Origin of the sequence: Hansschlegelia beijingensis, assembly GCF_014196425.1 — a bacterium.
Taxonomy (GTDB): Bacteria; Pseudomonadota; Alphaproteobacteria; order Rhizobiales; family Methylopilaceae; genus Methylopila; species Methylopila beijingensis.
In genome coordinates this window covers 197,576-222,097 of record NZ_JACIDR010000001.1, presented here as the reverse complement: position 1 = coordinate 222,097, position 24,522 = coordinate 197,576, and the positions used below count along the sequence as shown (strand labels likewise).

General features: G+C 69.4%; 29 protein-coding genes. 20 read left to right on the top strand and 9 right to left on the bottom strand.

Annotated features, from left to right (window positions below):
* Positions 1–7: 7 nt before the first annotated feature.
* On the bottom strand, positions 8–664 hold the full coding sequence (locus tag GGR24_RS01035) for an outer membrane protein (protein WP_183393438.1): 657 nt from the start codon (positions 662–664) through the stop codon (positions 8–10).
* Positions 665–887: 223 nt separating this feature from the next.
* On the bottom strand, positions 888–1,565 hold the full coding sequence (locus tag GGR24_RS01030) for an outer membrane protein (RefSeq protein WP_183393437.1): 678 nt from the start codon (positions 1,563–1,565) through the stop codon (positions 888–890).
* 389 nt (positions 1,566–1,954) lie between these two features.
* Between GGR24_RS01030 and uvrC the strand changes: the two genes are divergently transcribed.
* The 5 genes from uvrC to GGR24_RS01005 all read left to right on the top strand — a co-directional run bounded on the left by uvrC (position 1,955) and on the right by GGR24_RS01005 (position 6,138).
* A complete protein-coding gene (gene uvrC, locus GGR24_RS01025; RefSeq protein ID WP_183393436.1) occupies positions 1,955–3,937 on the top strand; it encodes an excinuclease ABC subunit UvrC in 1,983 nt (660 codons plus the stop codon).
* A 131-nt stretch (positions 3,938–4,068) separates the two neighbouring features.
* Positions 4,069–4,677 (top strand): CDP-diacylglycerol--glycerol-3-phosphate 3-phosphatidyltransferase, encoded by a 609-nt coding sequence (gene pgsA / locus GGR24_RS01020; RefSeq protein WP_246397894.1) that lies wholly within the window; start codon positions 4,069–4,071, stop codon positions 4,675–4,677.
* Entirely contained in the window at positions 4,674–4,925 is a 252-nt protein-coding gene (gene moaD, locus GGR24_RS01015) for a molybdopterin converting factor subunit 1 (protein WP_183393434.1), read from the top strand. The genes pgsA and moaD overlap by 4 nt, the downstream gene beginning before the upstream one ends.
* A gap of 7 nt (positions 4,926–4,932) precedes the next feature.
* Positions 4,933–5,388, top strand: coding sequence for a molybdenum cofactor biosynthesis protein MoaE (locus tag GGR24_RS01010; protein ID WP_183393433.1), 456 nt, complete (start codon positions 4,933–4,935; stop codon positions 5,386–5,388).
* Between the two features lie 102 nt (positions 5,389–5,490).
* Positions 5,491–6,138, top strand: coding sequence for a hypothetical protein (locus GGR24_RS01005; protein WP_183393432.1), 648 nt, complete (start codon positions 5,491–5,493; stop codon positions 6,136–6,138).
* A gap of 31 nt (positions 6,139–6,169) precedes the next feature.
* Here GGR24_RS01005 and GGR24_RS01000 read toward each other — a convergent pair whose 3' ends face one another.
* Entirely contained in the window at positions 6,170–7,072 is a 903-nt protein-coding gene (locus GGR24_RS01000) for a branched-chain amino acid aminotransferase (protein ID WP_183393431.1), read from the bottom strand.
* 238 nt (positions 7,073–7,310) lie between these two features.
* Between GGR24_RS01000 and GGR24_RS00995 the strand changes: the two genes are divergently transcribed.
* The 4 genes from GGR24_RS00995 (at position 7,311) to catB (ending at position 10,790) form a co-directional block, all read left to right on the top strand.
* The gene (locus tag GGR24_RS00995; protein WP_183393430.1) at positions 7,311–7,844 is read left to right on the top strand and encodes a MarR family winged helix-turn-helix transcriptional regulator; all 534 of its coding nucleotides are present in this window, start codon (positions 7,311–7,313) and stop codon (positions 7,842–7,844) included.
* Position 7,845: 1 nt separating this feature from the next.
* Positions 7,846–8,565: a response regulator gene (locus GGR24_RS00990; protein ID WP_428978209.1), complete on the top strand. Its 720-nt coding sequence runs from the start codon at positions 7,846–7,848 to the stop codon at positions 8,563–8,565.
* On the top strand, positions 8,562–9,896 hold the full coding sequence (locus GGR24_RS00985) for an ATP-binding protein (protein WP_183393429.1): 1,335 nt from the start codon (positions 8,562–8,564) through the stop codon (positions 9,894–9,896). The genes GGR24_RS00990 and GGR24_RS00985 overlap by 4 nt, the downstream gene beginning before the upstream one ends.
* 234 nt (positions 9,897–10,130) lie before the next feature.
* Positions 10,131–10,790 (top strand): type B chloramphenicol O-acetyltransferase, encoded by a 660-nt coding sequence (catB, locus tag GGR24_RS00980; RefSeq protein WP_183394422.1) that lies wholly within the window; start codon positions 10,131–10,133, stop codon positions 10,788–10,790.
* A 12-nt stretch (positions 10,791–10,802) separates the two neighbouring features.
* On the opposite strand, the gene GGR24_RS00975 is transcribed toward catB, so the two are convergent.
* From GGR24_RS00975 to GGR24_RS00955, 5 genes are all read right to left on the bottom strand, one after another.
* Positions 10,803–11,159 (bottom strand): tRNA-binding protein, encoded by a 357-nt coding sequence (locus GGR24_RS00975; protein ID WP_183393428.1) that lies wholly within the window; start codon positions 11,157–11,159, stop codon positions 10,803–10,805.
* Positions 11,156–11,911 (bottom strand): TetR/AcrR family transcriptional regulator, encoded by a 756-nt coding sequence (locus GGR24_RS00970; protein WP_246397893.1) that lies wholly within the window; start codon positions 11,909–11,911, stop codon positions 11,156–11,158. Before GGR24_RS00970 ends, GGR24_RS00975 begins: the two co-directional genes overlap by 4 nt.
* 71 nt (positions 11,912–11,982) lie before the next feature.
* On the bottom strand, positions 11,983–12,822 hold the full coding sequence (proC, locus tag GGR24_RS00965; protein ID WP_183393427.1) for a pyrroline-5-carboxylate reductase: 840 nt from the start codon (positions 12,820–12,822) through the stop codon (positions 11,983–11,985).
* 16 nt (positions 12,823–12,838) lie between these two features.
* Positions 12,839–13,339 carry a type III secretion system chaperone family protein gene (locus GGR24_RS00960; RefSeq protein WP_183393426.1) on the bottom strand — a complete coding sequence of 167 codons (501 nt, stop codon included), beginning with the start codon at positions 13,337–13,339 and terminating at the stop codon, positions 12,839–12,841.
* A 191-nt stretch (positions 13,340–13,530) separates the two neighbouring features.
* Positions 13,531–13,875, bottom strand: coding sequence for an accessory factor UbiK family protein (locus GGR24_RS00955; RefSeq protein WP_183393425.1), 345 nt, complete (start codon positions 13,873–13,875; stop codon positions 13,531–13,533).
* Between the two features lie 161 nt (positions 13,876–14,036).
* Between GGR24_RS00955 and GGR24_RS00950 the strand changes: the two genes are divergently transcribed.
* Positions 14,037–15,923: a cation:proton antiporter domain-containing protein gene (locus GGR24_RS00950; protein ID WP_183393424.1), complete on the top strand. Its 1,887-nt coding sequence runs from the start codon at positions 14,037–14,039 to the stop codon at positions 15,921–15,923.
* On the opposite strand, the gene GGR24_RS00945 is transcribed toward GGR24_RS00950, so the two are convergent.
* Complete coding sequence (locus GGR24_RS00945) at positions 15,920–16,957, bottom strand: DUF1176 domain-containing protein (RefSeq protein ID WP_183393423.1); 1,038 nt, start codon at positions 16,955–16,957, stop codon at positions 15,920–15,922. The genes GGR24_RS00950 and GGR24_RS00945 overlap by 4 nt on opposite strands.
* 136 nt (positions 16,958–17,093) lie before the next feature.
* On the opposite strand from GGR24_RS00945, the gene lgt reads away from it, so the two are divergent.
* From lgt to GGR24_RS00900, 10 genes are all read left to right on the top strand, one after another.
* Positions 17,094–17,912: a prolipoprotein diacylglyceryl transferase gene (gene lgt / locus GGR24_RS00940; RefSeq protein ID WP_183393422.1), complete on the top strand. Its 819-nt coding sequence runs from the start codon at positions 17,094–17,096 to the stop codon at positions 17,910–17,912.
* Positions 17,909–19,000, top strand: a complete 1,092-nt coding sequence (locus GGR24_RS00935; RefSeq protein WP_183393421.1) for a class I SAM-dependent methyltransferase — start codon at positions 17,909–17,911, stop codon at positions 18,998–19,000. Before lgt ends, GGR24_RS00935 begins: the two co-directional genes overlap by 4 nt.
* A 14-nt stretch (positions 19,001–19,014) precedes the next feature.
* On the top strand, positions 19,015–19,824 hold the full coding sequence (gene pgeF / locus GGR24_RS00930) for a peptidoglycan editing factor PgeF (RefSeq protein ID WP_183393420.1): 810 nt from the start codon (positions 19,015–19,017) through the stop codon (positions 19,822–19,824).
* Between the two features lie 196 nt (positions 19,825–20,020).
* On the top strand, positions 20,021–20,953 hold the full coding sequence (locus tag GGR24_RS00925) for a ribose-phosphate pyrophosphokinase (protein ID WP_183393419.1): 933 nt from the start codon (positions 20,021–20,023) through the stop codon (positions 20,951–20,953).
* Positions 20,954–21,091: 138 nt separating this feature from the next.
* The gene (locus tag GGR24_RS00920; protein WP_183393418.1) at positions 21,092–21,754 is read left to right on the top strand and encodes a 50S ribosomal protein L25/general stress protein Ctc; all 663 of its coding nucleotides are present in this window, start codon (positions 21,092–21,094) and stop codon (positions 21,752–21,754) included.
* 25 nt (positions 21,755–21,779) lie between these two features.
* Positions 21,780–22,388, top strand: coding sequence for an aminoacyl-tRNA hydrolase (gene pth, locus GGR24_RS00915; protein WP_183393417.1), 609 nt, complete (start codon positions 21,780–21,782; stop codon positions 22,386–22,388).
* 54 nt (positions 22,389–22,442) lie between these two features.
* A complete protein-coding gene (gene ychF / locus GGR24_RS00910; protein WP_183393416.1) occupies positions 22,443–23,540 on the top strand; it encodes a redox-regulated ATPase YchF in 1,098 nt (365 codons plus the stop codon).
* 35 nt (positions 23,541–23,575) lie between these two features.
* Positions 23,576–23,743 (top strand): hotdog family protein, encoded by a 168-nt coding sequence (locus GGR24_RS17530; protein ID WP_246397892.1) that lies wholly within the window; start codon positions 23,576–23,578, stop codon positions 23,741–23,743.
* A complete protein-coding gene (locus GGR24_RS00905; RefSeq protein WP_246397891.1) occupies positions 23,728–24,039 on the top strand; it encodes a hotdog family protein in 312 nt (103 codons plus the stop codon). The genes GGR24_RS17530 and GGR24_RS00905 overlap by 16 nt, the downstream gene beginning before the upstream one ends.
* The gene (locus GGR24_RS00900) at positions 24,039–24,512 is read left to right on the top strand and encodes a MaoC family dehydratase (protein ID WP_183393415.1); all 474 of its coding nucleotides are present in this window, start codon (positions 24,039–24,041) and stop codon (positions 24,510–24,512) included. Before GGR24_RS00905 ends, GGR24_RS00900 begins: the two co-directional genes overlap by 1 nt.
* The last annotated feature ends 10 nt before the right edge of the window (positions 24,513–24,522 follow it).

The following is a 24,522-nucleotide window of genomic DNA, read 5'->3' as shown; positions in this document are numbered from 1 at the left end:
TGTCAGATCAGAACGGCGAGTCGAACTTGTAGGCGACGCCGACCATCACGCGGTGCTCGCTGTAGCTCGACTTCGGCGAGCTGTTGGCCAGCCGGAAGGTGTCCTTGCCGTAGTCGCTGTAACGATACTCGGCGCGAACCGCGACGTTGTCGCTCGCGGCGTACTCGACGCCGCCGCCGATCGTCCAGCCGACAGCGGTCTTCTTGTCCTTGTCGCCCGGGCTGCGGCTGAACTCGCGGCCGGCGTAGGCGAGACCGCCCGCGCCGTAGACCATGAAGCGGTCGAAGGCGTAGCCGATGCGGGCGCGGGTCGCGCCGGCCCAGTTCGTGGAGACCTTGGTGCGGCCGCCACGGGCGCTACGCCGGTCGTCGATGTCGGCGTAGTTGATGTCGGTCTCGATGCCGATCACGACCGGCGAGCCGTCGAACTGGTAGTTGTAGCCGAGATAGCCGCCGACCATCCAGCCGTCCGGGCTGGCCTTCGCGGCGTCGCCCCAGCTGTAGCCGGCCTGGGCGCCGATGTACGGGCCGGTCCAGGTGAAGCCGGCGGGAGCGATGACCGCAGGAGCGGGCTCATACGCCGGAAGATCCGCCGCCATGACGGCAGGCGCATAAAGGGCAAGAACGGCGGCAGACGCTGCGCCGAGGGCGATGTGGCGGATCATTTGAATCCCTCCGATTGAGACACTTGAGCTAGTTCTACTGCACGGCCCTGAACATTCATAGAGCCAGTCTCACAGACAGGAGAACAGTGACGCTTCTGCAACACACCATTCACCTGTAAATTCCTACGCCGGCTAGCAAATCCCCTGTAACCATGACGTCATTCCGGACGAAACGTGTCCAAAAATGGGCCGAGACCTTTTAGTCGACGTTCATAAGTGGTTGTCACCAACCCGTTGAGAATTTGTAACCGAGCCCAAGAAGAACTCGATTATCGGTAACATCAGACTTCATCCGGGTCCCGGCCACGCTGAACGAGTCCGTGCCGAAATCTGAATAGCGATACTCCACCCGCGCCGTGACGTTGTCGCTGAGCGCAGCTTCGACGCCGCCGCCGATCGTCCAGCCGACCGCGACAGTGTCATCCGAACCGTTCGCCAGGCCGCGGGCCTTAGTGTCCCGGTCGGCATAGGCGAGACCGCCCGCGCCATAGACCAGGAACCGCTCGAAGGCGTATCCGACCCGGCCGCGCACGGCGCCGTTGAGGCCGAGATCCGTCCGCAGCCGCGTGCCGCCGCCACGTCCGCTGTCCTTGGCGTCCGAGAAGCTGAGATCCGTCTCGATGCCCAGAACGAGCGGCGAGCCGTCGAGTTGATGATTGTAGCCGACATAGCCCCCGACGGTGACGCCGCTGGGGCTGGAGTTCGCCGAGAAGCCGTTCACCTTCGAATCGGCCTTGAACCAGTCATAGCCGGCCTGAACCCCGACATAGGGGCCCGTCCACGAGAACGACGGCACGGAGACTGCGGGCGCAAGCGCGGGCGCGCCGAGGTCGGCCGCGACGGCCGCTCCTCCGGACAGCAGCGCGATGGTCGCGCCGACCAGCCCTGCAATGCGCCTCATTTCCAAACTCCCCGACGCTCTGATGAGCGACCAGTCGAGGCGTGAGCCCCAGACCTGCCCCGCAAACGCCCGTCGCTTCAACTTAGTTCCATGAAGTGACGAGGCGGCCGCGATTCAAGACAGCGGCCTCCACATAGGGGCCCTGGCGCGCGGCAATGTGGCGTCCCACCGGCCAAAATGTGGCGCCTGCCCTCCGTGGCCGCAGTGCAACATGGCGCGGCGGTTCCGCGCCACGTCCCCGCCTCGCAGGCCCCGCGCTCCAGTGGATCTGCGGGGCCAGGCTCGCGGGGGGAGCCCGCCGCCCGGGACCGACGGGGCGTGCCAAAGCGCTCTCCTGCCCTTATGTGGAGGCAGCGAATGCGCGATCGCCCCGCCCCAGCCTTGACGCCATGACCGAACCAGACAGGCCGCCCGCGGAAGCGGACGAGGCCGACGACATCGACGACCTGGAGCTCTCTTCCCCCGAAACGGGAGAGCTCGAAGCCGCCCCGGAGAACCTCAGGCGCGGCGTCGAGGTGATCCGGTCACAGTTGCGACATCTGCCGAACGCTCCCGGCGTCTACCGCATGTTCGACGGCGCCGGCGAGGTGCTCTACGTCGGCAAGGCGCGCTCGCTGAAGAAGCGGGTCGCGAATTATGCGCGCGGAATCGGCCACAACACCCGCATCGCGCGGATGATCGCCGAGACCTGCTCCATGGAGTTCGTCTCGACCGAGACCGAAACCGAGGCGCTGCTGCTCGAGGCGAACCTCATCAAGCGCCTGCGGCCGCGCTACAACGTGCTGCTGCGCGACGACAAGTCGTTCCCCTACATCCTGATCGCGACCGACCACCCTGCCCCGCAGATCGCCAAGCACCGCGGCGCCCGGGTGCGGAAGGGCGACTACTTCGGCCCGTTCGCCTCCGCCGGCGCGGTCGGACGGACGATCAACGCGCTCGAGCGCGCCTTCCTGCTGCGCTCCTGCTCGGACAGCTATTTCGAGGGCCGGACGAGGCCGTGCCTGCTGTTCCAGATCAAGCGCTGCTCGGCGCCCTGCACCGGCGAAATCACGCCGCAGGCCTATGCAGAGCTCGTTCAGGAGGCGCGCGATTTCCTCACCGGGAAGACCGACAAGGTGAAGCAGGAGCTCGCCCACGCCATGGAGCAGGCGTCCGAGACGCTCGACTTCGAGCGCGCGGCCGTCTACCGCGACCGTCTAGCGGCGCTCGCGGCGATCCAGTCCCATCAGGGCGTCAATCCGCGCACGGTGGAGGAGGCCGACGTCTTCGCGATCCACGCCGAGGGCGGCCAGACCTGCGTCGAAGCCTTCTTCTTCCGCGCCTATCAGAACTGGGGCGCGCGGGCCTACTTCCCCAAGGCGGACCGCAGTCTGGAGCCGCGCGAGGTCCTGGGGTCGTTCGTCGCCCAGTTCTATGACGCCGAGGAGCCGCCGCGCCTCGTCCTGCTGAGCGAGGAGATCGAGGATCGGGCGCTGCTCGCCGAGGCGCTGAGCATCCGCTCCGGTCGCAGGGTCGAGGTCTCCGTCCCCGCCCGCGGGGAAAAGCGCGATCTCGTGGCGCGCGCGCTGGCCAACGCCCGCGAGGCGCTGGGCCGCCGGCTGGCCGAGACCTCGACGCAGGCCAAGCTGCTCGCCGGCGTCGCCGAGGCGTTCGGCCTGCCCTCCCCGCCGCAGCGGATCGAGGTCTACGACAACAGCCACATCATGGGGACCGCTGCAGTCGGCGCGATGATCGTGGCCGGGCCCGAGGGCTTCCAGAAGAACCACTACCGCAAGTTCAACATCCGCCCCGACGACATCACGCCGGGCGACGACACCGCGATGATGCGGCAGGTGCTGCGGCGGCGGTTCGCGCGGCTGCAGAAGGAGTCCCCGCGCGACGCGGAGGGTCGCACGGCGCAGGACGCGCCTCCCTGGCCCGATCTCGTGATGATCGACGGCGGCCAGGGGCAGCTTACTGCGGCGCGCGAGACGCTGGCCGAGCTCGGGCTCGCCGACGCGCCGCTGGTCGGCATCGCCAAGGGCGTCGACCGGGAGGCCGGTCGCGAAACCTTCTTCGTGGAAGGCAAGACGCCGTTCCGTCTGCCGCCGCGCGACCCCGTCCTCTATTACGTCCAGCGGCTGCGCGACGAAGCGCACCGCTTCGCGATCGGGACCCATCGGGCGCGTCGCTCGAAGGAGTTCGTCGCCAATCCTCTCGACGAGGTGCCGGGCGTCGGGCCGACGCGGAAACGTGCGCTGCTTCGCCACTTCGGAACCGCGAAGGCGGTGGCGCGGGCCGGTCTCGCCGATCTCGAGAAGGCCCCCGGGGTCAGCAAAGCGATGGCGAAGGTGATCTACGACTTCTTCCACGAGCGCGGCGACCGTGGCTGAGGCCGCATCCCGCCGGCCGCCCGACCCTCAAATCTGCGTGTTGACGCCCGCCGCCCCGCGTGGTCGTGTCCCGGGTCACCTGCGCCTGAGTTCGCTTCGAAAACATGAGTTCTGAGAGCCATCTCGCACCGATGGGCCTCCGTCGTCCGCGCGTCAATCCATCCCGGCTGCACGCGCTGAGCCTGCCGAACATGCTGACCTACGGGCGCATCGCGGCCGTGCCGATGGTGGCGGCGTGCCTGTTCGTCGGCGGCGACTCCCTGCGCTGGGCGGCGTTCGCCATTTTCGCGATCGCGGCCGTCACCGATTTTCTCGACGGCTATCTGGCGCGCGCCTGGCAGCAGCAGTCGCCGCTCGGGCGCATGCTGGACTCGATCGCCGACAAGCTTCTGGTCGCGGCCTGCCTGCTGATGCTGGCCGCGAACAACACGATCTCGGGCTGGTCGATCTGGGCCGCGATGGTGATCCTGTGCCGCGAGGTGCTGGTCTCTGGCCTGCGCGAGTTCCTGGCGGAGCTGCGGGCGAGCGTACCGGTGACGCAGCTCGCCAAATACAAGACGACCACCCAGCTGATCGCGATCGGCTTCCTGCTCGCGGGGCCCGCCGGCGACAAGGTGCTGCCCGGCAACACCCAGATCGGCATCGGCCTGCTGTGGGTGGCGGCGCTCCTTACGCTCTACACCGGCTATGACTATCTCCGGGCTGGCCTTCGCCACGTCCTGGAGGAGCCTTCGGAATGAAGCTGCTGTATTTCGCCTGGGTGCGCGAGCGGGTCGGCCGCGCCGAGGAGGAGGCCGAGGCGCCGGCCGGCGTGAGCACGGTCGCCGAGCTGATCGAGTGGCTGCGCGGGCGCGGCCCCGAATATGAGCACGCCTTCGAGGCTGGACCCGCGATCCGCGCCGCGATCGACAAGCGCCACGCGCGGGCCGACGCGCCGATCGCGGGCGCGCGCGAGATCGCCTTCTTCCCGCCCATGACGGGCGGCTGAGCCCGGCATGACGGTCCGGCTGCAGACGGAGCCGTTCGACCTCGGCGCCGAGGTCGCGCGCCTGACCGACGGCCGCTCCGACGTCGGCGCAGTGGTGACCTTCATGGGCGTCTGCCGGGACCGCACGGATTCCGGCGCCGAGCTCGTCGCGCTGACTCTCGAGCATTACCCTGGTATGGTCGAGGACGAGCTTTCGCGGATCGAGGCGGAGGCCCGCGCGCGGTGGAGCCTCGCCGACGCGCTGGTGATCCACCGTCACGGCCGGATTCTCGCCGGTGAGCCGATCGTTCTGGTCGTCACGCTGGCGCCGCATCGGGCGGCGGCTTTCGAGGCCGCCGAGTTCCTGATGGACTACCTCAAGACCTCCGCTCCGTTCTGGAAGCAGGAGGAGACGGCGGACGGCCGCTCATGGGTCGCGGCCAAGGCGACCGACGACGCAGCCGCGGACCGCTGGAAAAAATAGTCCGCGCTTTGCTGTCCCGTCTTGGGACGCGTAAAAAATGCTGGTAGCGTAACGAAGTGTTAACGCTGCCGGCCCGCGGGGCGGGCGCAGGATCCGCCGCCAATGGGCCAAGGCATCTCGTTTCGTATGGGAACGGCCCTGATCGTCGGCGCTTACGCGACGATCGTGAGCGTCCTCGTTTTCGGCGTCGGCCGCGATCTCTGGCAGGCCGTCGGTCATTACGAGCCTCAGGTCTCATGGCTCACGGCCGAGACCACGGGCGCCCGCGTGGCGGCGCTCAAGGCCGCCGGACATCCCGGAACGGCCGGGCTCTACACGCTTGCCGCCTCCCTCTCCTGGGGGCTGATCGGCGCCCTGACCGCCGGCGGCTTCGCCTGGGGCGTCGTGCACAAGGGGGCCAGCGTGATCGGCCTCGACAAGGCCCTCAACTATCTGATCGCGATCGCGGCGCTGTACGCGCTGGCCGGCCTGACCGCCGCCGCCCTCCACGCGCTGCGGCTTCCGATGCAGGACGGCGGGCTTCAGTCGATCCCCGGCCTCTGGTTCGCGACCATGATCCCGAGCGCGGCGATCCTCGCCCGGATCGGCGCGCTGATCGCGCACGACGCCGGCGTGCTGATGGCGGTCTGGCTGGAGGCCGATCCGGATCGCCTCGCGCGGCTCACCGCGGAAGCCGAGGCCGACCACGGCGTCGACAGTCTGGAGGCGCGGCTGGCGCGCCTGATCGCCCGTCGCCCGGCCGTCTCCTGACGAACAGGAGAACGGCCAGGCGAGGCTGTTCTCAGGCCGCCGCGACCTCGGCCTTGGCGGCCGGCCTGACCGTCGCCTCGTAGTCTTCCATCAGCGCCTTCGTGAGGTCGCCGACGGTGAAGCGCCACTGCGCGATCTCGGACACGGGCGTCACCTCGGCCGCCGTGCCGCAGATGAAGCACTGCTCGAAGCCTGCCAGCTCCTCCGGCATGATCGCGCGCTCGATCACCTCGACGCCGCGCTTGCGGGCGAGATCGATGACGGTGCGCCGGGTGATGCCGTCCAGGAAGCAGTCCGGCGTCGGCGTGTGCAGCGCGCCGTCCTTCACGAAGAACACGTTCGCGCCCGTGCACTCGGCGACCTGGCCGCGCCAGTCGAGCATCAGGGCGTCCGCGTAGCCCTTTTGCTCCGCCGCGTGCTTCGACAGGGTGCAGATCATGTAGAGGCCGGTCGCCTTCGCCCGCGAAGGCGCGGTGCGCGGGTCGGGGCGGCGCCACTCCGCAAGGTCGACCCGGATGCCCTTCAGGCGCTGGGCCGGGTCGAAATAGCTCGGCCACTGCCAGACCGCGATCGCGAGGTGGATCGTGTTCTGCTGGGCCGCGACGCCCATCATCTCGCTGCCGCGCCAGGCGATCGGCCGCACATAGGCGTCCTCGAAGCCCTGCCGCGCCAGCGTCTCCACGCAGGCGCGGTCGATCTGCTCGACCGTGAACGGGATCTCGAAGCCGAGCAGCCGCGCGGATTCGATCAGCCGCTGGTTATGCTCCCGCATCTTGAAGATGACGCCGCCATAGGCGCGCTCGCCTTCGAACACGCCGCTGGCGTAATGCAGGCCATGCGTGAGCACGTGCACCTTGGCGTCGGACCAGGGCACGAACGCGCCGTCGAACCAGATGACGCCGTCCCGGCTATCGAAGGGTTGAGCGTCCGCCATGGTTCGAGCTCCTTGACCAGTCGCCGGGTCGCCGGCTGCGTATGGACCCGCGCCCAAGCGCGTGACCACAATAAATCAGATCGTCGCAAAGGCTGCGCTGGGCAAGCTCTTTTGCGTCGCCGCCTTCTAGCCGGTATCTTCGCAAGAGCGTTGGAGGGCCCGCGGGCCGGCTGGCGCGACGGAACCGGCCGGTTCCGAAAACGGTCGGCACTTTGCCACGGGATCGAAATAAGTCAACATGGCTGACGTAATTTCGGCCGGGGACGACGTCGCCGCGGCGAGCGCCCCGGCGCTGGAGGCCGCGAGCGGCGCCGCTTACGACATCATCGAGCTGCTGTTCTTCGCGTATCGGGACTTCGTGCGGGACGCCGACGAAGCGCTTGCGGTCTATGGATTCGGCCGCGCGCATCATCGCGTGCTGCATTTCGTCGACCGCAATCCCGGCCTCAGGGTCACGGAACTGCTCGACATCCTGAAGATCACCAAGCAGAGCCTCGGGCGCGTCTTGCGCGAGCTTGTCGACAAGGGCTTCATCGTGCAGCGCGAAGGCGAAGCCGACCGCCGCCAGCGCCTGCTCTATGTCACCGATCGCGGCGACCGGCTGGCGCGCGAGCTCGCCCGGCTGCAGGGACGCCGCGTCGCGCGCGCGCTGGTGGACGCGGAGCCGGCCGAGCGGGACGCCGTGAAGCGTTTTCTGTTCGAGATCATCGATCCGGAGGAGCGCGGCAAGGTCTCGCGCCTGTCGGGCTTCGGAGCGGACGGACGGAGGTGAGATGATGGCGGGAGCGGCGGAGCGCCGGCCGATAGCCGACGACGCGGCGCACCTGCTGGTGGTCGACGACGATTCGCGGATCAGGTCGCTGCTGCACAAGTTCCTGACCACGAACGGCTATCGGGTGACCACGGCGTCCTCGGCCAGCGAGGCGCGGCTGAAGCTCGACTCGCTGTCGTTCGACCTGCTCGTGCTGGACGTCATGATGCCCGGCGAAAACGGCCTCGAGCTCGCCCGCGCGGTGCGCGCGCGCTCCCCGGTGCCCATCCTGATGCTCACCGCCCGCTCCGAGGCGGAGGACCGCATAGCGGGGCTCGAAACCGGCGCGGACGATTACCTGATCAAGCCGTTCAACCCGCGGGAGTTGCTGCTGCGGGTCGGCGGCATCCTGCGCCGCTCGGCCGCCGCCGCCACCTCCGGGTCGGCGCCCGAGGTGCGCTTCGGCCCGTTCGTCTTCCACCGCGGTCGGGGCGAGCTGAAGCGCGGCGACGAGGTGGTCCGGCTCACCGACCGGGAGCGCGACCTGCTCGCGGCGCTCGCCGAACGCCCCGGCCAGACGGTGCCGCGCGCCGCCATCGCGGGCGACGACGCCGCGCCGGGCGACCGGGCGGTCGACGTCGTGGTCACCCGGCTCCGCCGCAAGATCGAGGCGGATCCCGCCAACCCCATCCTGCTGCAGACGGTGCGCGGGCTCGGCTACCGCCTGCTCACAGACGAATGAGCAGGAAGACCGGCTTCATAGGCTGGCTCCGGCGGCGGGCGCCGCGCGGGCTCTACACCCAATCGCTGATCATCATCATCGCCCCGATGGTGCTGCTGCAGGGCGTCGTCGCGTTCGTGTTCCTGGAGCGGCACTACGAGCTCGTCACCAAACGCCTCTCCTCGGCGGTGAGCCGCGACATCGCCGCACTGGTCGACCTGCATCAATCGAAGCCGCCGGTGAGCGACGCCGAGATCGTTCGCATCGCCCGCGAGCGGCTGGCGCTTCAGGTCGAATTCCTGCCGCCGCAGGCGCTGCCTCCGCCGCTGCCGCGGCCGTTCTTCTCGATCCTGGATGAGCGCCTTTCCGAGGAAATCGCCGACGACATCAAGCTGCCGTTCTGGATCGACACCGTCGGACGATCGAATTTCGTCGAGATCCGTATCCAGCTCGGCGACGCCGTGATGAAGGTGCTGGCCCGCCGCAACCAGACCTACGCCTCGAACAGCCACATCTTCCTGATCTGGATGGTCGGGGCCTCGCTCGTGCTGCTCGGCGTGGCGATCTACTTCCTGCGCGCGCAGCTGCGGCCGATCCTGGCCCTGTCCGAAGCGGCCGACAGCTTCGGCAAAGGGCGAGCGGCGCCGGACTTCCGGCCGCGCGGGGCGCGCGAAATCCGGCTGGCGGCGGAATCCTTCGTCAGCATGCGGGATCGCATCGAGCGCGCCATGGAGCAGCGCACCACCATGCTCGCAGGCGTGAGCCACGACCTGCGCACGATCCTGACCCGCTTCCGGCTGCAGCTCGCGCTGCTCGACGACTCGCCCGAGGTCGAGGACCTCAACCGGGACGTCGAGGAGATGTCGCGCATGCTGGAAGGCTATCTGGCCTTCATGCGCGGCGACGCCGGCGAGCCGGCTTCGCCCACGGACATCCCGCAGATGCTGCAGGATCTGAAGCGGGCGGCCGAGACCTCGGGCGTGGGCGCCACGGTCGAGAGCCACGGCGAGCGCATGGCGATCGTCCGTCCCGACGCGTTCCGGCGCTGCCTGCAGAACCTCGTCGCCAACGCGGCGCGCTACGCCAAGCGGATCGCGATCGTCGCCGTCCACGACGGCCGCCTGCTCGAGGTGAGGATCGACGACGACGGCCCGGGAATTCCGCCGGACAAGCGCGAGGAGGTCTTTCGACCGTTCCTGCGGCTCGACGAAGCCCGCAACCAGGACGGAGCGGGCTCCTCCGGTCTCGGCCTCGCCATCACCCGCGACATCGCCCGCAGCCATGGCGGCGACGTGACGCTGGAGGCCAGCCCCCTCGGCGGCCTGAGGGCGGTGGTGCGGGTACCGGCCTAGGGTCTGTCAGAGCGTGTCAGCCAGGCGGCTGGCCGCCACCGCGCTTGGCGGCGGGCGGCCGCTCAATCTATCATCGGAGAATGAAGGTCGCTCCGAGTACCATCCGCATCGCGCTTCCGCGTCTCTGACGTGAGAAGCTGAAGCAGGCGACCAATGGTCGTCCGCGGACGTTCGCCCGCACCCAGCGGGTGGACCGTCGCCGCATGCGCGGCCCACTAGCCGATGGCGCTCATCATGCACAATGTCTTCGAAAGCCCCTTCAAGGGCATCACTCTCGATCGTCTTGTCACCCATCCCAACATTCGGGTCGGGCGGCACAGCTATTACTCTGGCTACTATCACGGGCATGGTTTCGACGACTGCGCCCGCTTCCTCCTGCCAGACGAAGACGCCGACAAGCTCATCATCGGCTCGTTCTGCTCCATCGGCTCAGGGGCCGCCTTCATCATGGCCGGAAACCAGGGGCATCGCAGCGACTGGATCAGCACCTTTCCCTTCTTCTGGATGCCTGAAGTCTCATCCTTCGCCGGGGCAAAGAACGGATTCCAGCCGGCCGGCGATACGGTGGTCGGAAATGATGTCTGGATCGGGTCCGAAGCGATCGTGATGCCCGGCGTCACGATCGGCGACGGCGCCGTCATTGGGACGCGGGCTCTGGTGACGAAGGATGTCGAGCCCTACGCCATCGTTGGCGGGAACCCGGCCAGGATCATCCGGAAGCGTTTCGCCAACGCCGACATCGACCGACTGCTCGAACTTCGCTGGTGGAATTGGAGCGACGACCAACTGCAGCAGGCCATGCCCATCCTGACCAGCGGCGACGTTGCGGCTCTCCATCACCACTGGCGGACGGTCATCAACTCCGACGCTCCCGTCCCGCCCAGGTCAGGGTGAAGCCAGCTTCCGTCAGAACATCCGCCCGCCGTCCGGAACCGCGACGGTGGGCGACAGCAGCACCACCTCGCCGCTTTCGTCAGGAACGCCGAGCGTCAGCACCTCGGACATGAACTTGCCGATCTGCCGCGGCGGAAAATTCACCACCGCGACGACCTGCTTCCCGACAAGCGCCTCCGGCGCGTAGTGGCGAGTGATCTGCGCCGACGAACGCTTCACGCCGATCTGCGGTCCGAAATCGATCCGCAGCTTGATCGCCGGCTTCCGGGCCTCCGGATAGGGCTCGGCTTCGATCACCGTGCCGACCCGGATGTCGACGCGGAGGAAATCATCGAAGCCGATCTGCGGCGCGACGGACGCTCCGCTCACGCGGCGGACGCCATGTCGTCGCCGCCGCTGCGATCGCGCGGGCGGCGCGGATCGCGTCCGAGGATTCGGTCGAGGGCGGAGCGCAACGGCGCCGCCAGGCGACCGAGATCGTCCGCGCGCTGGGCCCAGCGCTCGGCTTTCCGCAGCTCCTCGTCGAGCGCCTTCATGGTCTCGGGCAGGCCGGGCTCCCTGTCACGCAGGAACGTGTCGAAGACGCGCGCCGTCACCAGCACGAGGCCCTGCGCGCGGGCGGCGCCGAGCGGACCCGCCTCGTTGACGCCCGCCGCCGCCAGCATCCACTGCATGGAGGAGACCGCGACCTGGTTCAGCGCCGTCGCGCCGAGCGGATCGGTCCGCAGCCCGTCCCGCACCGCCCGGAGCGCCTCGCGCTGCGGCGCCATCGCCTCGAACCGGCGCATCAGCACGTCGAACAGCCGCTCACGGGCCGGCTCGTCCGCCATGTCGCGCATGTCGTGCGACAGCACGTCGAGGTCGATCTTGCGCAGATAGGCGGCGAGGATCGCGCCCTTCGACGGAAAGGCGCTGCGGAGCTCGGCGAGCGACACGCCGGCCCGCTGCGCGACTTCATAGAGCCCGATCTCGCCCCAGCTCTTCTCACCGAGAAGCGTGAAAAGCGCCGCGACGATCTTGTCCTTCGGATCAGCGGGCGCCGCCGGCCTGTCGAGCCTTGCGGCGCCCGGGCCCGCCTCGCCTGCGCCGGGCGTCGCGCCCGCATTGAAATCGGCCGCCATGGACGTCTCTCCTCGGCTGATGGGTCGCGCCTTCAAGATAGGGCCGAACCCGGCCGGCATCCAAGGTCGCCTCAGCCGGCGAGCTCGCGGGAGCGTCTGGTGGCGGCCGCCACGGCGCGCTCCATCAGCGGCGCGAGGCCGTCCTCGGCCATCAGCACCTCGAGCGCGGCCGCCGTGGTGCCGTTCGGCGAGGTGACGTTCCTGCGCAGGATCTCGGGCGGCTCGGAGGAGCGCGCGAGCAGCTCGCCTGCGCCCTCGACCGTCTTGCGCGCGAGGGTCTGGGCCAGCTCGGCCGGCAGGCCCGCGGCGACGCCGGCGCGCGCCAGCGTCTCGACCAGGAGAAAAACATAGGCCGGGCCGGAGCCCGAAACGCCCGTGACGGCGTCGATCAGCCCCTCGTCCTCGACCCAGACCACATCGCCCACCGCGCGCAGCAGCCGGTCGGCGAGATCGCGCTGCTCGGGACGCGTCTGGCCGCCGGCGACGCAGCCCGTGACGCCGCGGCCGACGGCGGCGGGCGTGTTCGGCATGGCGCGAACGACCGCCTGACCGTCGGCCAGTCCTGCGGACAGGGTGGCGAGCGTCGTGCCGGCGAGCACCGAAACCACGACGGTGTCGGGGCCGGCGAAGGTCGCCGCGGCCGGCAGCGCGCCCTCGACCGCCTGCGGCTTCACCGCGAGCAGGATGGCGGCCGGGCCGGAAAGATCGCCCGGCTGCGGCCCGAGCCGCACGCCGGCGCGGCGCCAGCGCTCGGCCGTGAACTCCGGCAGCGCCGGGTCGACGACGAACACGCTCGCCGGGTCGAGCCCGCGGGCGAGCCAGCCGTCGAGCAGCGCGCCGCCCATCTTGCCGGCGCCGATCAGCAGAACCGGGCCGCCCGCATCGAGCGGCCCGGAGCAGTGCGCGTTCAAGAGAATGCTGAGGTCGTCACGCCTCCCCCACCGTCTCGAAGGCCACCACCTCCATGGCCTCCTTGGCGCTCTTGCCGGCCCACAGAACGAACTGGAAGGCCTGGTAGTGGCGCTCGCACGCTTCGATCGCGGCCTCGAGCAGAGCTTCGCATTGCGGCGCGCTCGCCTCCGCGCCTCCGGACAGCAGCAGAGAGTGACGATAGGCCACCACGCCCTCCTGACTCCACAGGTCGAAATGGCCGAGCCACATCTGCTCGTTCACGAGCGTCAGCAGTTGCAGGACCTCCGTCTTCCGGCGATCGGGAACCTTGAGATCGAAGGCGCAGGCCAGGTGAAGGGACTCCAGATCGCCCATCCACGTGAACGACACGTGGTAATCGGTCCATGCTCCGTCGACGGAGATCGTGATCTCGTCGTCGCCCGACCGGTCGAACACCCAGTCGTTCAACGTCGCGATACGTTCGATCATGTCGACAGGATGTCCCTGGCGATCAGCGTCCACGTCGATGAGAGCCATAAGCTCCTCCCCGGGTGAGGCCCGACGTCAGCGGGCGTGGGAACGACGTCGCGCGTGACGGGCGCGCCGCTGTGCGCGGCTCGCCAACCGCGACTCCTAACCCCGGAAAACCTCCGGCGATTCGAGCCGCCTGGTTCAGTATATGGCGCCTCTCGCGGCGCTGCACACAGGCTGTTGCGCAGACAGGGGGATCAATCCCCCACCGCGTCGTCAAAGCCTTTGGGCGCGCCGACCGGGGCCGGCTCGGCGGCCTTCTCGCCGAACACGCTGTCGGCGTCGACCTCGGAGCGACCAAGACGCTCCTCGAGCGCCGCAAGCCGCTCGGCGAGCTTCTCGTTCTCTTCCCGCGCGCGGCTCGCCATCGCCCGGACGGCCTCGAACTCGTCGCGACGCACGAGATCGAGGTCCGAGAGGATCCGCGAGGCCTGCTGCCGCACAACCGTCTCGACCTCGCGCCGCAAGCCTGAAGCCATGCCGGCGGCGTCGGTCATCAGGCGTCCGATCTCGTCGAACATGCGCCCGCGGGTTTCAGTCATGAGGCATCCTCTCTGTTCTCCCCAGATGTGGCCCGTCCTGCCCCGGCGATCAAGCCGCGGCCTCTACGACAAGTTGAATTGACCATTGCGGGCGGCCAATATCGGCCGACGCCGCTTTGACTTAGAAAGACGGCCGCACCCGCAGGAGGTCCGCCAAGCCTATGCCGCACGCAACCCCGCTGATCTCGACCATCGTGGCGGGGCTTGTTCTGGCGTTTATTTTCGGAGCGATCGCGCATCGCCTGCGGCTGCCGCCGCTGGTCGGCTACCTTCTCGCCGGCGTGCTCGTCGGGCCGCACACCCCCGGCTACGTCGCCGATCAGAGCCTGGCGCCGGAACTCGCCGAGATCGGCGTGATCCTGCTGATGTTCGGCGTCGGCCTGCACTTCTCCCTGAAGGACCTGATGTCGGTCCGAGGCATCGCGATTCCCGGCGCGATCGTGCAGATCGCGGCCGCGACAGGTCTCGGCTGCGGCCTCGCCTGGCTGCTCGGGTGGTCGTTGGGCGGCGGCCTGGTGTTCGGCCTCGCGCTTTCGGTCGCCTCCACGGTCGTGCTGCTCAAGGCGCTTCAGGATCGACGCCTGCTCGACAGCGAGCGGGGCAAGATCGCGGTCGGCTGGCTGATCGTGGAAGATCTCGCGATGGTGCTCGCGCTGGTCCTGATCCCGGCGCTTGCGGGATCGGCGGATCAAGCGCCGGAGCCGCTGGCCGCGGCGGTCAGCGAGGCGCTCGGCATCAAGATCGGCATGGCGGGCGTGGTCGCCCTGACGCTGCTCAAGGTCGCGGTGTTCGTGGGCCTGATGCTCGTCGTGGGACGCCGGCTGATCCCGGCCGTGCTCCACCGCATCGCGCACAGCGGCTCGCGTGAACTGTTCCGCCTCGGCGTGCTCGCCATCGCGCTCGGCGTCGCCTTCGGCTCCTCCGCCCTGTTCGGCGTGTCGCTGGCGCTCGGGGCGTTCTTCGCCGGGATGGTGCTCGCCGAAAGCGAGCTCAGCCATCGCGCCGCGCAGGAGAGCCTGCCGCTGCGTGACGCCTTCGCGGTGCTGTTCTTCGTCTCGGTCGGAATGCTGTTCGACCCGTCGATCATCTTGCGCGACCCATGGAGCGTCGCGGCGGTCGTGTTCATCATCCTCATCGGCAAGTCGATCGCCGCCTTCCTGATCGTGCTCGCCTTCCGCGGCACGGTGTCCTCGGCGCTCACGATTTCGGCGAGCCTCGCGCAGATCGGCGAGTTCTCCTTCATCCTCGCCGAGCTCGGGGTCGGGCTGAAGCTTCTGCCTGAAGCCGGGCGGGATCTGATCCTCGGCGGCGCGCTGATCTCGATCGTCCTGAACCCGCTGGCGTTCTTCGCGGCCGAGCGATTCCGGTCGCGCATCGAGACATTCATCGGGCGCAGGCAGCCCAAGGCAGCGCCCGTCGAGGCGACGGCGGCGCCCGCGGCGGCGCCGTCCTCTCCACTGGAGGCGGCCGTCGCCCCGGCCGCCCAGACGCGCTCCGAGTCTTCGACGCCGGAGCTCTCGGCCGACGAAGGCACGCCGCATCCCACGGCGCTGACGGACCATGTCGTGCTGGTCGGCTTCGGCCGCGTCGGCGGCGCCGTCGGGGCGGAGCTCGCGGAAAGCGGCGCGCGCTTTCTCGTCATCGAGGATTCGGAGAAGCCGCTCACCGAACTGCGCGAACGCGGCGTGGAGACGATCGTCGGCAACGGCGCTGACCCGGCGGTGCTCGCGCTCACGAACCTGCCCCAGGCGCAGGCCCTCGTGGTGGCCATCCCGGAGGCGTTCGAGGCGGGCCAGACCGTCGAGCAGGCCCGCGCCCTCAACCCCAGCCTCAAGATCATCGCGCGCGCGCACTCGGACGCGGAAGTCGAGCATCTCATGAAGCTCGGCGCCGACGAGGTGGTGATGGGCGAGCGCGAGATCGCCCACGGCATGATGCGCTTTCTGGCGATCAGGCCGGCCGCGAACCCCGCAGGTTTGGGCCCGGTCGCCGCGCCAAGGCCTGCGGCCGACCAGTTCCCGACCGACGCGGCGCCCTCGGCGGCCTAGTCGCGCGCGAGCTCGGCCTGGTAGAGCACCGGCCAGTCGCTCTGCGGCACGCCGCGGCACTCCTCCATGCGCATCAGCCGCGCCAGCCGGAACGCGGAGCCGTCCCATGTCCAGGACGTCGCCTCGCCGCAGTCGCCGATGCCGCGCCCCTTCGCGAAGGCGTTCAGGATGAGGCCGTCCTCGGACAGATAGGGATTGGTCAGCTCGGCGGCGTCGTCGGGTTTCTCGCCGGGCGGCGCGAAGTTGACCTGAGACGCCCCCTCGGGGCCGGCGAGCCACATCCGGAAGCCGCCATTGTAGGCCGCCAGGTAGGTGCACACGCCCCACAGCGCCTTGCCGCCTTCCAGACGCAGCTCGATCGGTGGGACATCCTTGCAGTCGTCCGAGCTGGCCTTCCCGATCCCGGACGGTAGAGGGTCGGGCTGCTCGACCTCCTTCATCGCGAGCGCCTTCACAAGCGGCGCACGGGGCGCCGGCGGAACGGAGCTGGCCGGCGCCGGGCCGGGCTTTGCGAGCGCCGTGACGCCTCCGACCCGGCCCTGGCGGTCATCCATGAACAGGAGCGCGGCCGCAGAGCCCGACAGCGAAATATTGAACGACCCGGCGAGTTTGCCGCCGTCGCTCAGGGTCACGGCGAGGCTCTTCGCCTGCTTCAGCGCGGAGGCGACTTCGCGCGCCTTTCCTGCAGGGAGGGAGGCGACGACATAGGAGCCGTCGAGCGCCGCCTGAAGCGGCGTCGGCGCCGCCCCGTCCAGAACGAGCGACAGACCGGGCGCGGCCGGCTCCGCATCGGGCGCCACATGAAACGAGACGGTGGGCTCGTCGTCGGCGGCGGCGCCGCGCGTGATCTTCACATAGGCGGTTTTCGCCTCGTCGGGGGAGGACCCGAGCGCCACGCACGCCCTGAGGTTGTCGCAGCCGACCACCCAGTCCTTGAACGTCTTCAACGGGCCGACGTCCTGCGCCGCCGCCGGCGTTCCGGCGCCGGCGAGCAATCCCGCCGCCAGCGTGGTGAGCAATCCGCCTCGCGTCATCGTCGATCTCCCCCTGAACGTCAGATTGCCCGATGGCGGTTGGGCAAACGTGAACGGCGACACGGGAAAGCGACCACGCGCGCTTGACGCTCCGGGCGGCTTCGACCATCACGCGCCGGTCCCTCCGGAGCGTCCGATGCCGCTGTTCGCGATCGCCTTTCCGATGATCGATCCGGTCGCGCTCCAGATCGGACCGCTCGTGATCCGCTGGTATGCGCTCGCCTATATCGCCGGACTGCTGATCGGCTGGTGGCTCGCCAAGCGCATCGCCGGCCGCGACGCGTATTGGGGCGCGACCGCCCATCCGAAGCCTCTCGACGTCGACGACCTCATTGTCTGGGTCGCTTTCGGCGTCATCCTCGGGGGGCGCCTCGGCTATGTGCTGTTCTACGACTTCGCGCTCTACGTCGAGGAGCCGCTCGAGGCGCTGAAGCTGTGGCGCGGCGGCATGAGCTTCCATGGCGGCCTGCTCGGCGCGGCGCTCGCGCTCGCGCTGTTCGCCCGCTCCCGAAAACTGCCGGTGCTGCCCACCTTCGACCTCGCGGCGGCGGTGACGCCGATCGGCCTGTTCTTCGGCCGCATCGCGAACTTCATCAATGGCGAGCTGTATGGCCGGGCCACCGACGTGTCGTGGGGCATGGTGTTTCCGGGCGGCGGCCCGGAGCCCCGTCATCCGAGCCAGCTCTATCAGGCGGCGCTCGAAGGGGTCTGCCTGTTCCTGCTGGTCCAGATCCTGGCGCGATCGGGCGCCCTGAAGCGGCCCGGCCTGGTCACCGGCGCCTTCGCGGCCGGCTATGCGGTCGCCCGGATCATCGGCGAGGAGTTCCGCCAGCCGGACGCCCAGATCGGCTTCCTGGCGGGCGGCCTGACGATGGGAATGCTGCTGTCGATCCCCATGCTGCTCGCGGGCCTCGCGCTGGTGGTCTACGCGGCAAGGCGTCCCGCGGCCGCATGACCGCGCTCGAGCGCGAGATCGTCGAGCTGATCTCCCACGAGGGCCCGATCACCGTCGCCCGCTACATGGGGCTCTGCCTCGGCCATCCGGCGCACGGCTACTACGTCACCCGAAATCCGTTCGGCCCGCGCGGCGACTTCGTCACGGCGCCCGAAATCAGCCAGATGTTCGGCGAGCTGATCGGCCTGTGGTGCGCCGAAGTCTGGCGCCAGATGGGCTCCCCCGCGCGCGTCCTCCTGGTCGAGCTCGGCCCGGGCCGCGGCACCCTGATGACGGACATGCTGCGCGCGGCGAAAGCGGTTCCGGAGTTCCGCGCCGCGCTCGACGTCGTGCTGGTCGAGACCAGTCCCACGCTGAGAGATGTCCAGGCCGGGACTCTCGCCGAAACGGCCGTCCCGCCGCGCTGGGCCGCCACGGTCGAGGAAGCGCTCTCCACCCCGGCCCCTGCGCTCGTGGTCGCCAACGAATTCTTCGACGCGCTTGCGGTCCGCCAGTTCGTTCGGACCGAGGCGGGCTGGCGTGAGCGGCTGGTGGGGCTCTCGGCCGAGCGCTCCCTCGTCTTCGGACTGGCGCCGGAAGCGCCGCGCGACGTGCGGCTGCCGGAAAGTCCGGCTGGCGCGGTTCTCGAGATCTGCCCCGATGCGGCTGTGATCGGCGCGCGGATCGCGCGCCATGTCGCCGCGCATGGCGGGGCGGCGCTCGCCATCGATTACGGCGCAGGGGCGGCCGGCGGCGACACGCTGCAGGCGGTGCGCGCCCACCGCTACGTCGATCCGCTTTGCGCTCCCGGCGAGGCCGATCTCACCGCCCATGTGGATTTCGGCGCTCTCGCCCGCGCGGCCGCCGCTGCCGGCGCGAGCGTCATGGAGCTGCTGCCCCAGGGTGATTTCCTCGAGCGACTGGGCCTCCCCCAGCGCGCCGCGCAATTGCGCCGGGCGGCGACGGACGAGCAGCGCGCGGCGATCGAGGCGGCGGCCGCGCGCCTGACCGATCGCGCGCCGACCGGCATGGGGGCGCTGTTCAAGGCGCTCGCCTTCGCCGATCCTCGGCTCGGACCGCTGCCGGGATTCGCTCCCGCGGCCCCATGAGAGGAGCCGACGCCATGACCGACGCCGCCTTGAGCGAGCCCCCCACCGAGGCTGCGGTCTTCGTGCAGTCGCGGAAGCTGGCGGCGCTGGCGGGGGTCCGGCACGCCTTCTTCACCCGTCAGGGGGGCGTCTCGACCGGGCTTTACGCCAGCCTGAACGGCGGACTCGGGTCGAACGACGACCCGGATGCGGTGCAGGAGAACCGCCGGCGCATGACGGCCGCGCTCGGGCTCTCTGCAGGACGTCTCGCCGTGCCGTGGCAGGTGCATTCGGCGGAGGCGACGATCGCCGCCGCGCCCTGGGCGCGCCACGAGGCGCCGCATGTCGACGCGGTCGCGACCGCGACGCCGGGCCTCGCGGTCGCCGTCACGGTCGCGGATTGCGGGCCGATCCTGTTCGCCGATCCGAAGTCCGGCGTGGTGGCGGCCGCCCATGCGGGCTGGAAGGGCGCCATCGGAGGCGTGCTCGAGGCGACGCTCGTCCGCATGGAGGAGCTCGGCGCCCGTCGCAAGGACGTCACGGCGGCGCTCGGCCCGTGCATCCGGCAGCCGAGCTACGAGGTGGGGCCCGAGTTCGCCGCCCGCTTCACCGCGGGCGATCCGGGCAATGCGCGGTTCTTCGTCCCCTCCGGCAAGCCCGGGCACGCGCTGTTCGATCTCGGCGGCTTCGTCGTGGCGCGCCTGGAGGCGGCAGGCGTCGGCGAGGTCGACGATCTCGGTCTCGACACCTATGCGGATGAAGCCCGCTTCTTCAGCTTCCGCCGCGCCACCCATCGCGCGGAGCCGGACTACGGGCGGCTCATCGCCGCGATCACGCTGGCCTGAAGCGCCCGCGGCGAGCGGCCGCCAACGTTCTCGACAGGCGCTCGAGGCTAACCATGTCGGCGGTTTTGCCGGCGGACGGCGGCCGGCCGCGGCTCAGCGCTTGTTGAGCCCGTTTTGAATCGCTGTTAAGAGCCCAGAGCCCCTTTGGCCCCGCATGCTCAAGGCTGCGGGACGCGAAAATATCAGGACAAGTCGCATGAAGGTCGTCGCCGGCAACTCCAACCGGGCGCTCGCCGAGGCTATCGCCGCCTATCTCGCGACACCGCTCACCCGCTGCAATGTCCGGCGTTTCGCCGACATGGAGGTGTTCGTCGAGATCCTCGAGAACGTGCGCGGCGAGGACGTGTTCGTCGTGCAGTCCACGTCGTTCCCGGCGAACGACCACCTGATGGAGCTGCTGATCATCATCGACGCGCTGCGCCGCTCCTCGGCGCGGCGCATCACGGCCGTGATGCCCTATTTCGGCTACGCCCGTCAGGATCGCCGCTCCTCCGGCCGCACGCCGATCTCGGCGAAGCTCGTCGCCAACATGATCACCCAGGCCGGCGCGGACCGGGTCATGACCCTCGACCTGCACGCCGGCCAGATCCAGGGCTTCTTCGACATCCCGACCGACAACCTGTTCGCGGCCCCCGTCATGGTCCGCGACATCAAGGAGCGGCTGCCGGCCGACAACGTCATGGTGGTCTCGCCGGACGTCGGCGGCGTGGTCCGCGCCCGCGCGATCGCGAAGCGCATCGACGCCCAGCTCGCCATCGTCGACAAGCGCCGCGAGCGCGCCGGCGAGAGCGAGGTGATGAACATCATCGGCAAGGTCGAGGGCCGCTCCTGCATCCTGGTGGACGACATCGTCGATTCCGGCGGCACCCTGGTGAACGCCGCCGAGGCGCTGCTCGCCCAGGGCGCCAAGGAAGTCTACGCCTACCTGACCCATGGCGTGCTCTCGGGCGGCGCGGTCGCCCGCGTCACCGCCTCCCGGATCAAGGAGATGGTGATCACCGACTCGATCCAGCCGACCGAGGCGGTGCGCGTCGCCAAGAACATCCGCACCGTCTCGATCGCGACGCTGATCGGCGAGGCGATCGCCCGCACCTCCTCCGAGGAATCGGTGTCGAGCCTGTTCGACTGACGGCGTCATCCCCAAGGCCCTGATTGTCTTGGGGCGGTTTTTGGGCTATGGCCTCGCGCGCGGCGTCCCACACCCCTGGAGGGGTTCGCCGCGGCAGGCCGCTCGTCGCGAGCGGCCATTTCATTTCGGAGAACGGATATGACTGCGACCAAGCCCCTGAAGGCGGTCGCGCGCGAGAAGGCCGGCAAGGGGGCCGCCCGCGCGCTTCGCCGTGAAGGCAAGATTCCGGCTGTCATCTATGGCGGCAAGAAGCCTCCCGTCAGCATCGCGCTCGATGGCCACGAGATGTTCCGCCTGCTGCACGCCGGCGGCTTCAAGACCACCGTGTTCGAGATCGACACGGGCGCCGGCGTCGAGCGGGCGATCCCGCGCGACTATCAGCGCGACGTCGTGAAGGACACGCTGCTGCACGTGGACTTCTTCCGCGTCTCGGCCACCAGCAAGGTCCATGTCGACGTGCCGGTGCACTTCCTCAACGAGGACAAGGCGCCCGGCCTCAAGCGCGGCGGCGTGCTGAACATCGTCCGTCACACCGTCGAGGTGACGACCGACGTCGGCCATCTGCCGGAGCATATCGAGGTCGATCTCGCGGGCCTGAACATCGGCGACAGCCTGCACGCCTCCGCGGTGAAGCTGCCGGAAGGCGTCGCCTTCTCGATCGACGATCGCGACTTCACGATCGCGACGATCGCGGCTCCGACCGTCCCGGTCGAGGCTGAAGAGCCGGCTGAGACCGAGGCCGCAGCCGAGTCCGCCGACGAGGCGGAAGCCGGCGAAGGCGAGAAGCCCGCCGAGGGCTGACGCGAACCTGCCGGAGCCACTCGCGATGCTGCTCCTGGTCGGCCTCGGCAATCCGGGGCCGAAATACGCGAAGAACCGGCACAATATCGGCTTCATGGCCGTCGACCGGATCGCCGCCCGCCATGGCTTCGGCCCTTGGCGGGCGCGCTTCCAGTCGGATGCGTGCGAAGGCTCGATCGCGGGCGTCAAGGCGCTGCTGCTGAAGCCGCGCACCTACATGAACGAGAGCGGCCGGGCGGTCGCGGAGGCCGCGCGCTTCTACAAGGCCGCGCTGTCCGATCTCGCTGTCTTCCACGACGAGCTCGACCTCGCGCCCGGCAAGCTCCGGGTGAAGGTCGGCGGCGGCAACGCCGGCCATAACGGCCTGCGCTCCATCACCGCCCATATGGGCAATGACTACAAGCGCGTGCGGCTCGGCATCGGCCATCCCGGCCGGGACGCGGTGCTCTCCTACGTGCTGAACGACTTCGGCAAATCGGAGCAGCCCTGGGTGGACGGGCTGACCGACGCCGTGGCGGAGGCCGCCGAGCTTCTGGCGCGGAACGAGGACGAGAGCTTCCAGAACAAGGTCCATCTCCGGATGGAGGCCGCAGGCTTCGCCAATCCGCAAAGGATCGGCGAAGCTCGCGCATGATCTTCGGCGCGTGCTAGAAGCCGCCCCATCTCCCGAACGTCACGAGCGAGTTCCATGGGTTTCAAATGCGGCATTGTCGGCCTGCCGAACGTCGGCAAGTCGACGCTCTTCAACGCGCTCACGCAGACCGCCGCCGCGCAGGCCGCGAATTATCCGTTCTGCACGATCGAGCCGAATGTCGGCGAGGTCGCGGTTCCGGATCCGCGCCTGACGGAGCTCGCTGCGATCGCGAAGTCCGCGCAGATCATCCCGACCCGGCTCACCTTCGTGGACATCGCGGGCCTTGTCCGCGGCGCCTCCAAGGGCGAGGGCCTCGGCAACCAGTTCCTCGCCCATATCCGTGAAGTCGACGCCATCGCCTACGTGCTGCGCTGCTTCGAGGACGACGACATCACCCATGTCGAGGGCCGCATCGATCCGCTGTCGGACGCCGAGACGGTCGAGACGGAGCTGATGATCGCCGACCTCGAGAGCCTCGAGAAGCGGGTCGTGGCGCTCGAGAAGCGCGCGCGCTCGAACGACAAGGAGGCCAAGGAGCAGCTCGATCTCGTCAACCGGGTGCTGCCGCTGCTGCGCGACGGAAAGCCGGCGCGGCTCGCGAAGATCTCCGACGACGAGCGCGCGGCCTTCGCCGCCCTCAACCTGCTGACCTCCAAGCCGGTGCTCTATGTCGCGAACGTCGACGAGGGCTCGGCCGCGACCGGAAACGCCTATTCCGCGCAGGTCGAGGCGCGCGCCAAGGAGGAAGGCGCGGTCGCCGTCGTGATCTCCGCCCGGATCGAGAGCGAGATCGCCACGCTGCCGCCCGAGGAGCGCGCCGAGTATCTCGATGCGCTGGGGCTGCATGAGACCGGCCTCGACCGCCTGATCAACGCCGGCTACCGGCTGCTCGGCCTCGTCACCTACTTCACCGTGGGGCCCAAGGAGGCGCGCGCCTGGACGATCGAGCGCGGCACCAAGGCCCCGCAGGCGGCCGGCGTCATCCATTCCGATTTCGAGAAGGGCTTCATCCGCTCCGAGACGATCTCGTTCGCCGACTATGTCGCGCTCAAGGGCGAGACAGGCGCGAAGGAGGCCGGCAAGATGCGGCTCGAAGGAAAGGATTACGTCGTCGCCGACGGCGACGTGCTGCACTTCCGGTTCGCGAACTAGCTGCGGCCGCAAGGGGCGCGGCTGCGGAGAGCAAGATGGCCGAGCCCCTGCTTACCTTTGAGGATTTCGCGCCGGGCGAGGTCGCCGAATATGGCGACTGGCTCGTCGATCGCGAGGACATGGTCGCCTTCGCGCGCGAGTTCGACCCGCAGCCCATGCACCTCTCCGAGGAGGCGCGCGCGGAACCATGCTGGGCGAGCTGATCGCCTCGGGCTGGTACACGATCGCCCTTCTGATGCGGATCAACTGCGAGCACATGCTGCTCCAGGCGGCCTCGTTGGGCGCGCCCGGCGTCGAGAGCGTCGAATGGCTGGCGCCGGTTCGGGCCGGCGACCGGCTGCGCGTGCGGCGAACGACCCTGGCGACGCGCCCCTCGAAGTCGCGGCCGGAGATGGGCCTCGTCACCTTCGCCTTCGAGGTCATCAACCAGAACGGCGTCGTCGCGATGCGCCAGGTCAACCCGGTCATGCTCGGCCGCCGCGACCGGAGCGCCGCCTGATGCATCTCGAGGATTACGCCGTCGGCGACAAGGCCGAGCTCGGCTCGCACCTGTTCACCGCGGAAGACATCATCCGGTTCGCGTCCAGATATGATCCGCAGCCCTTCCACCTCTCCGAGGAAGGCGGCCGCGCCGGCCCGTTCGGGCGGCTGGCGGCTTCCGGCTGGCACACCTGCGCGGTGTGGATGCGGCTGCTGCTGGGCTTCCAGGCGCGGCTCGCGAAGGAGCGGACCGCGGCGGGGCTTCCGGTCGGCCGCGTCGGCCCCTCGCCGGGCTTCTCCAATCTGAGCTGGAAGCGTCCGGTCTACGCCGGCGACCGGATCACCTATTTCACCGAGGTGCTGGAGACGCGGCCGAGCGCCTCGCGTCCCGGCTGGGGCGTGCTGCGCGCCCGGAACTCGGCGGTCAATCAGGACGGCGTCGAGGTCCTGGAATTCACCAGCGTGGTTCTGGTGGAGCGGCGACCGGACTGAGCCGCCGCCT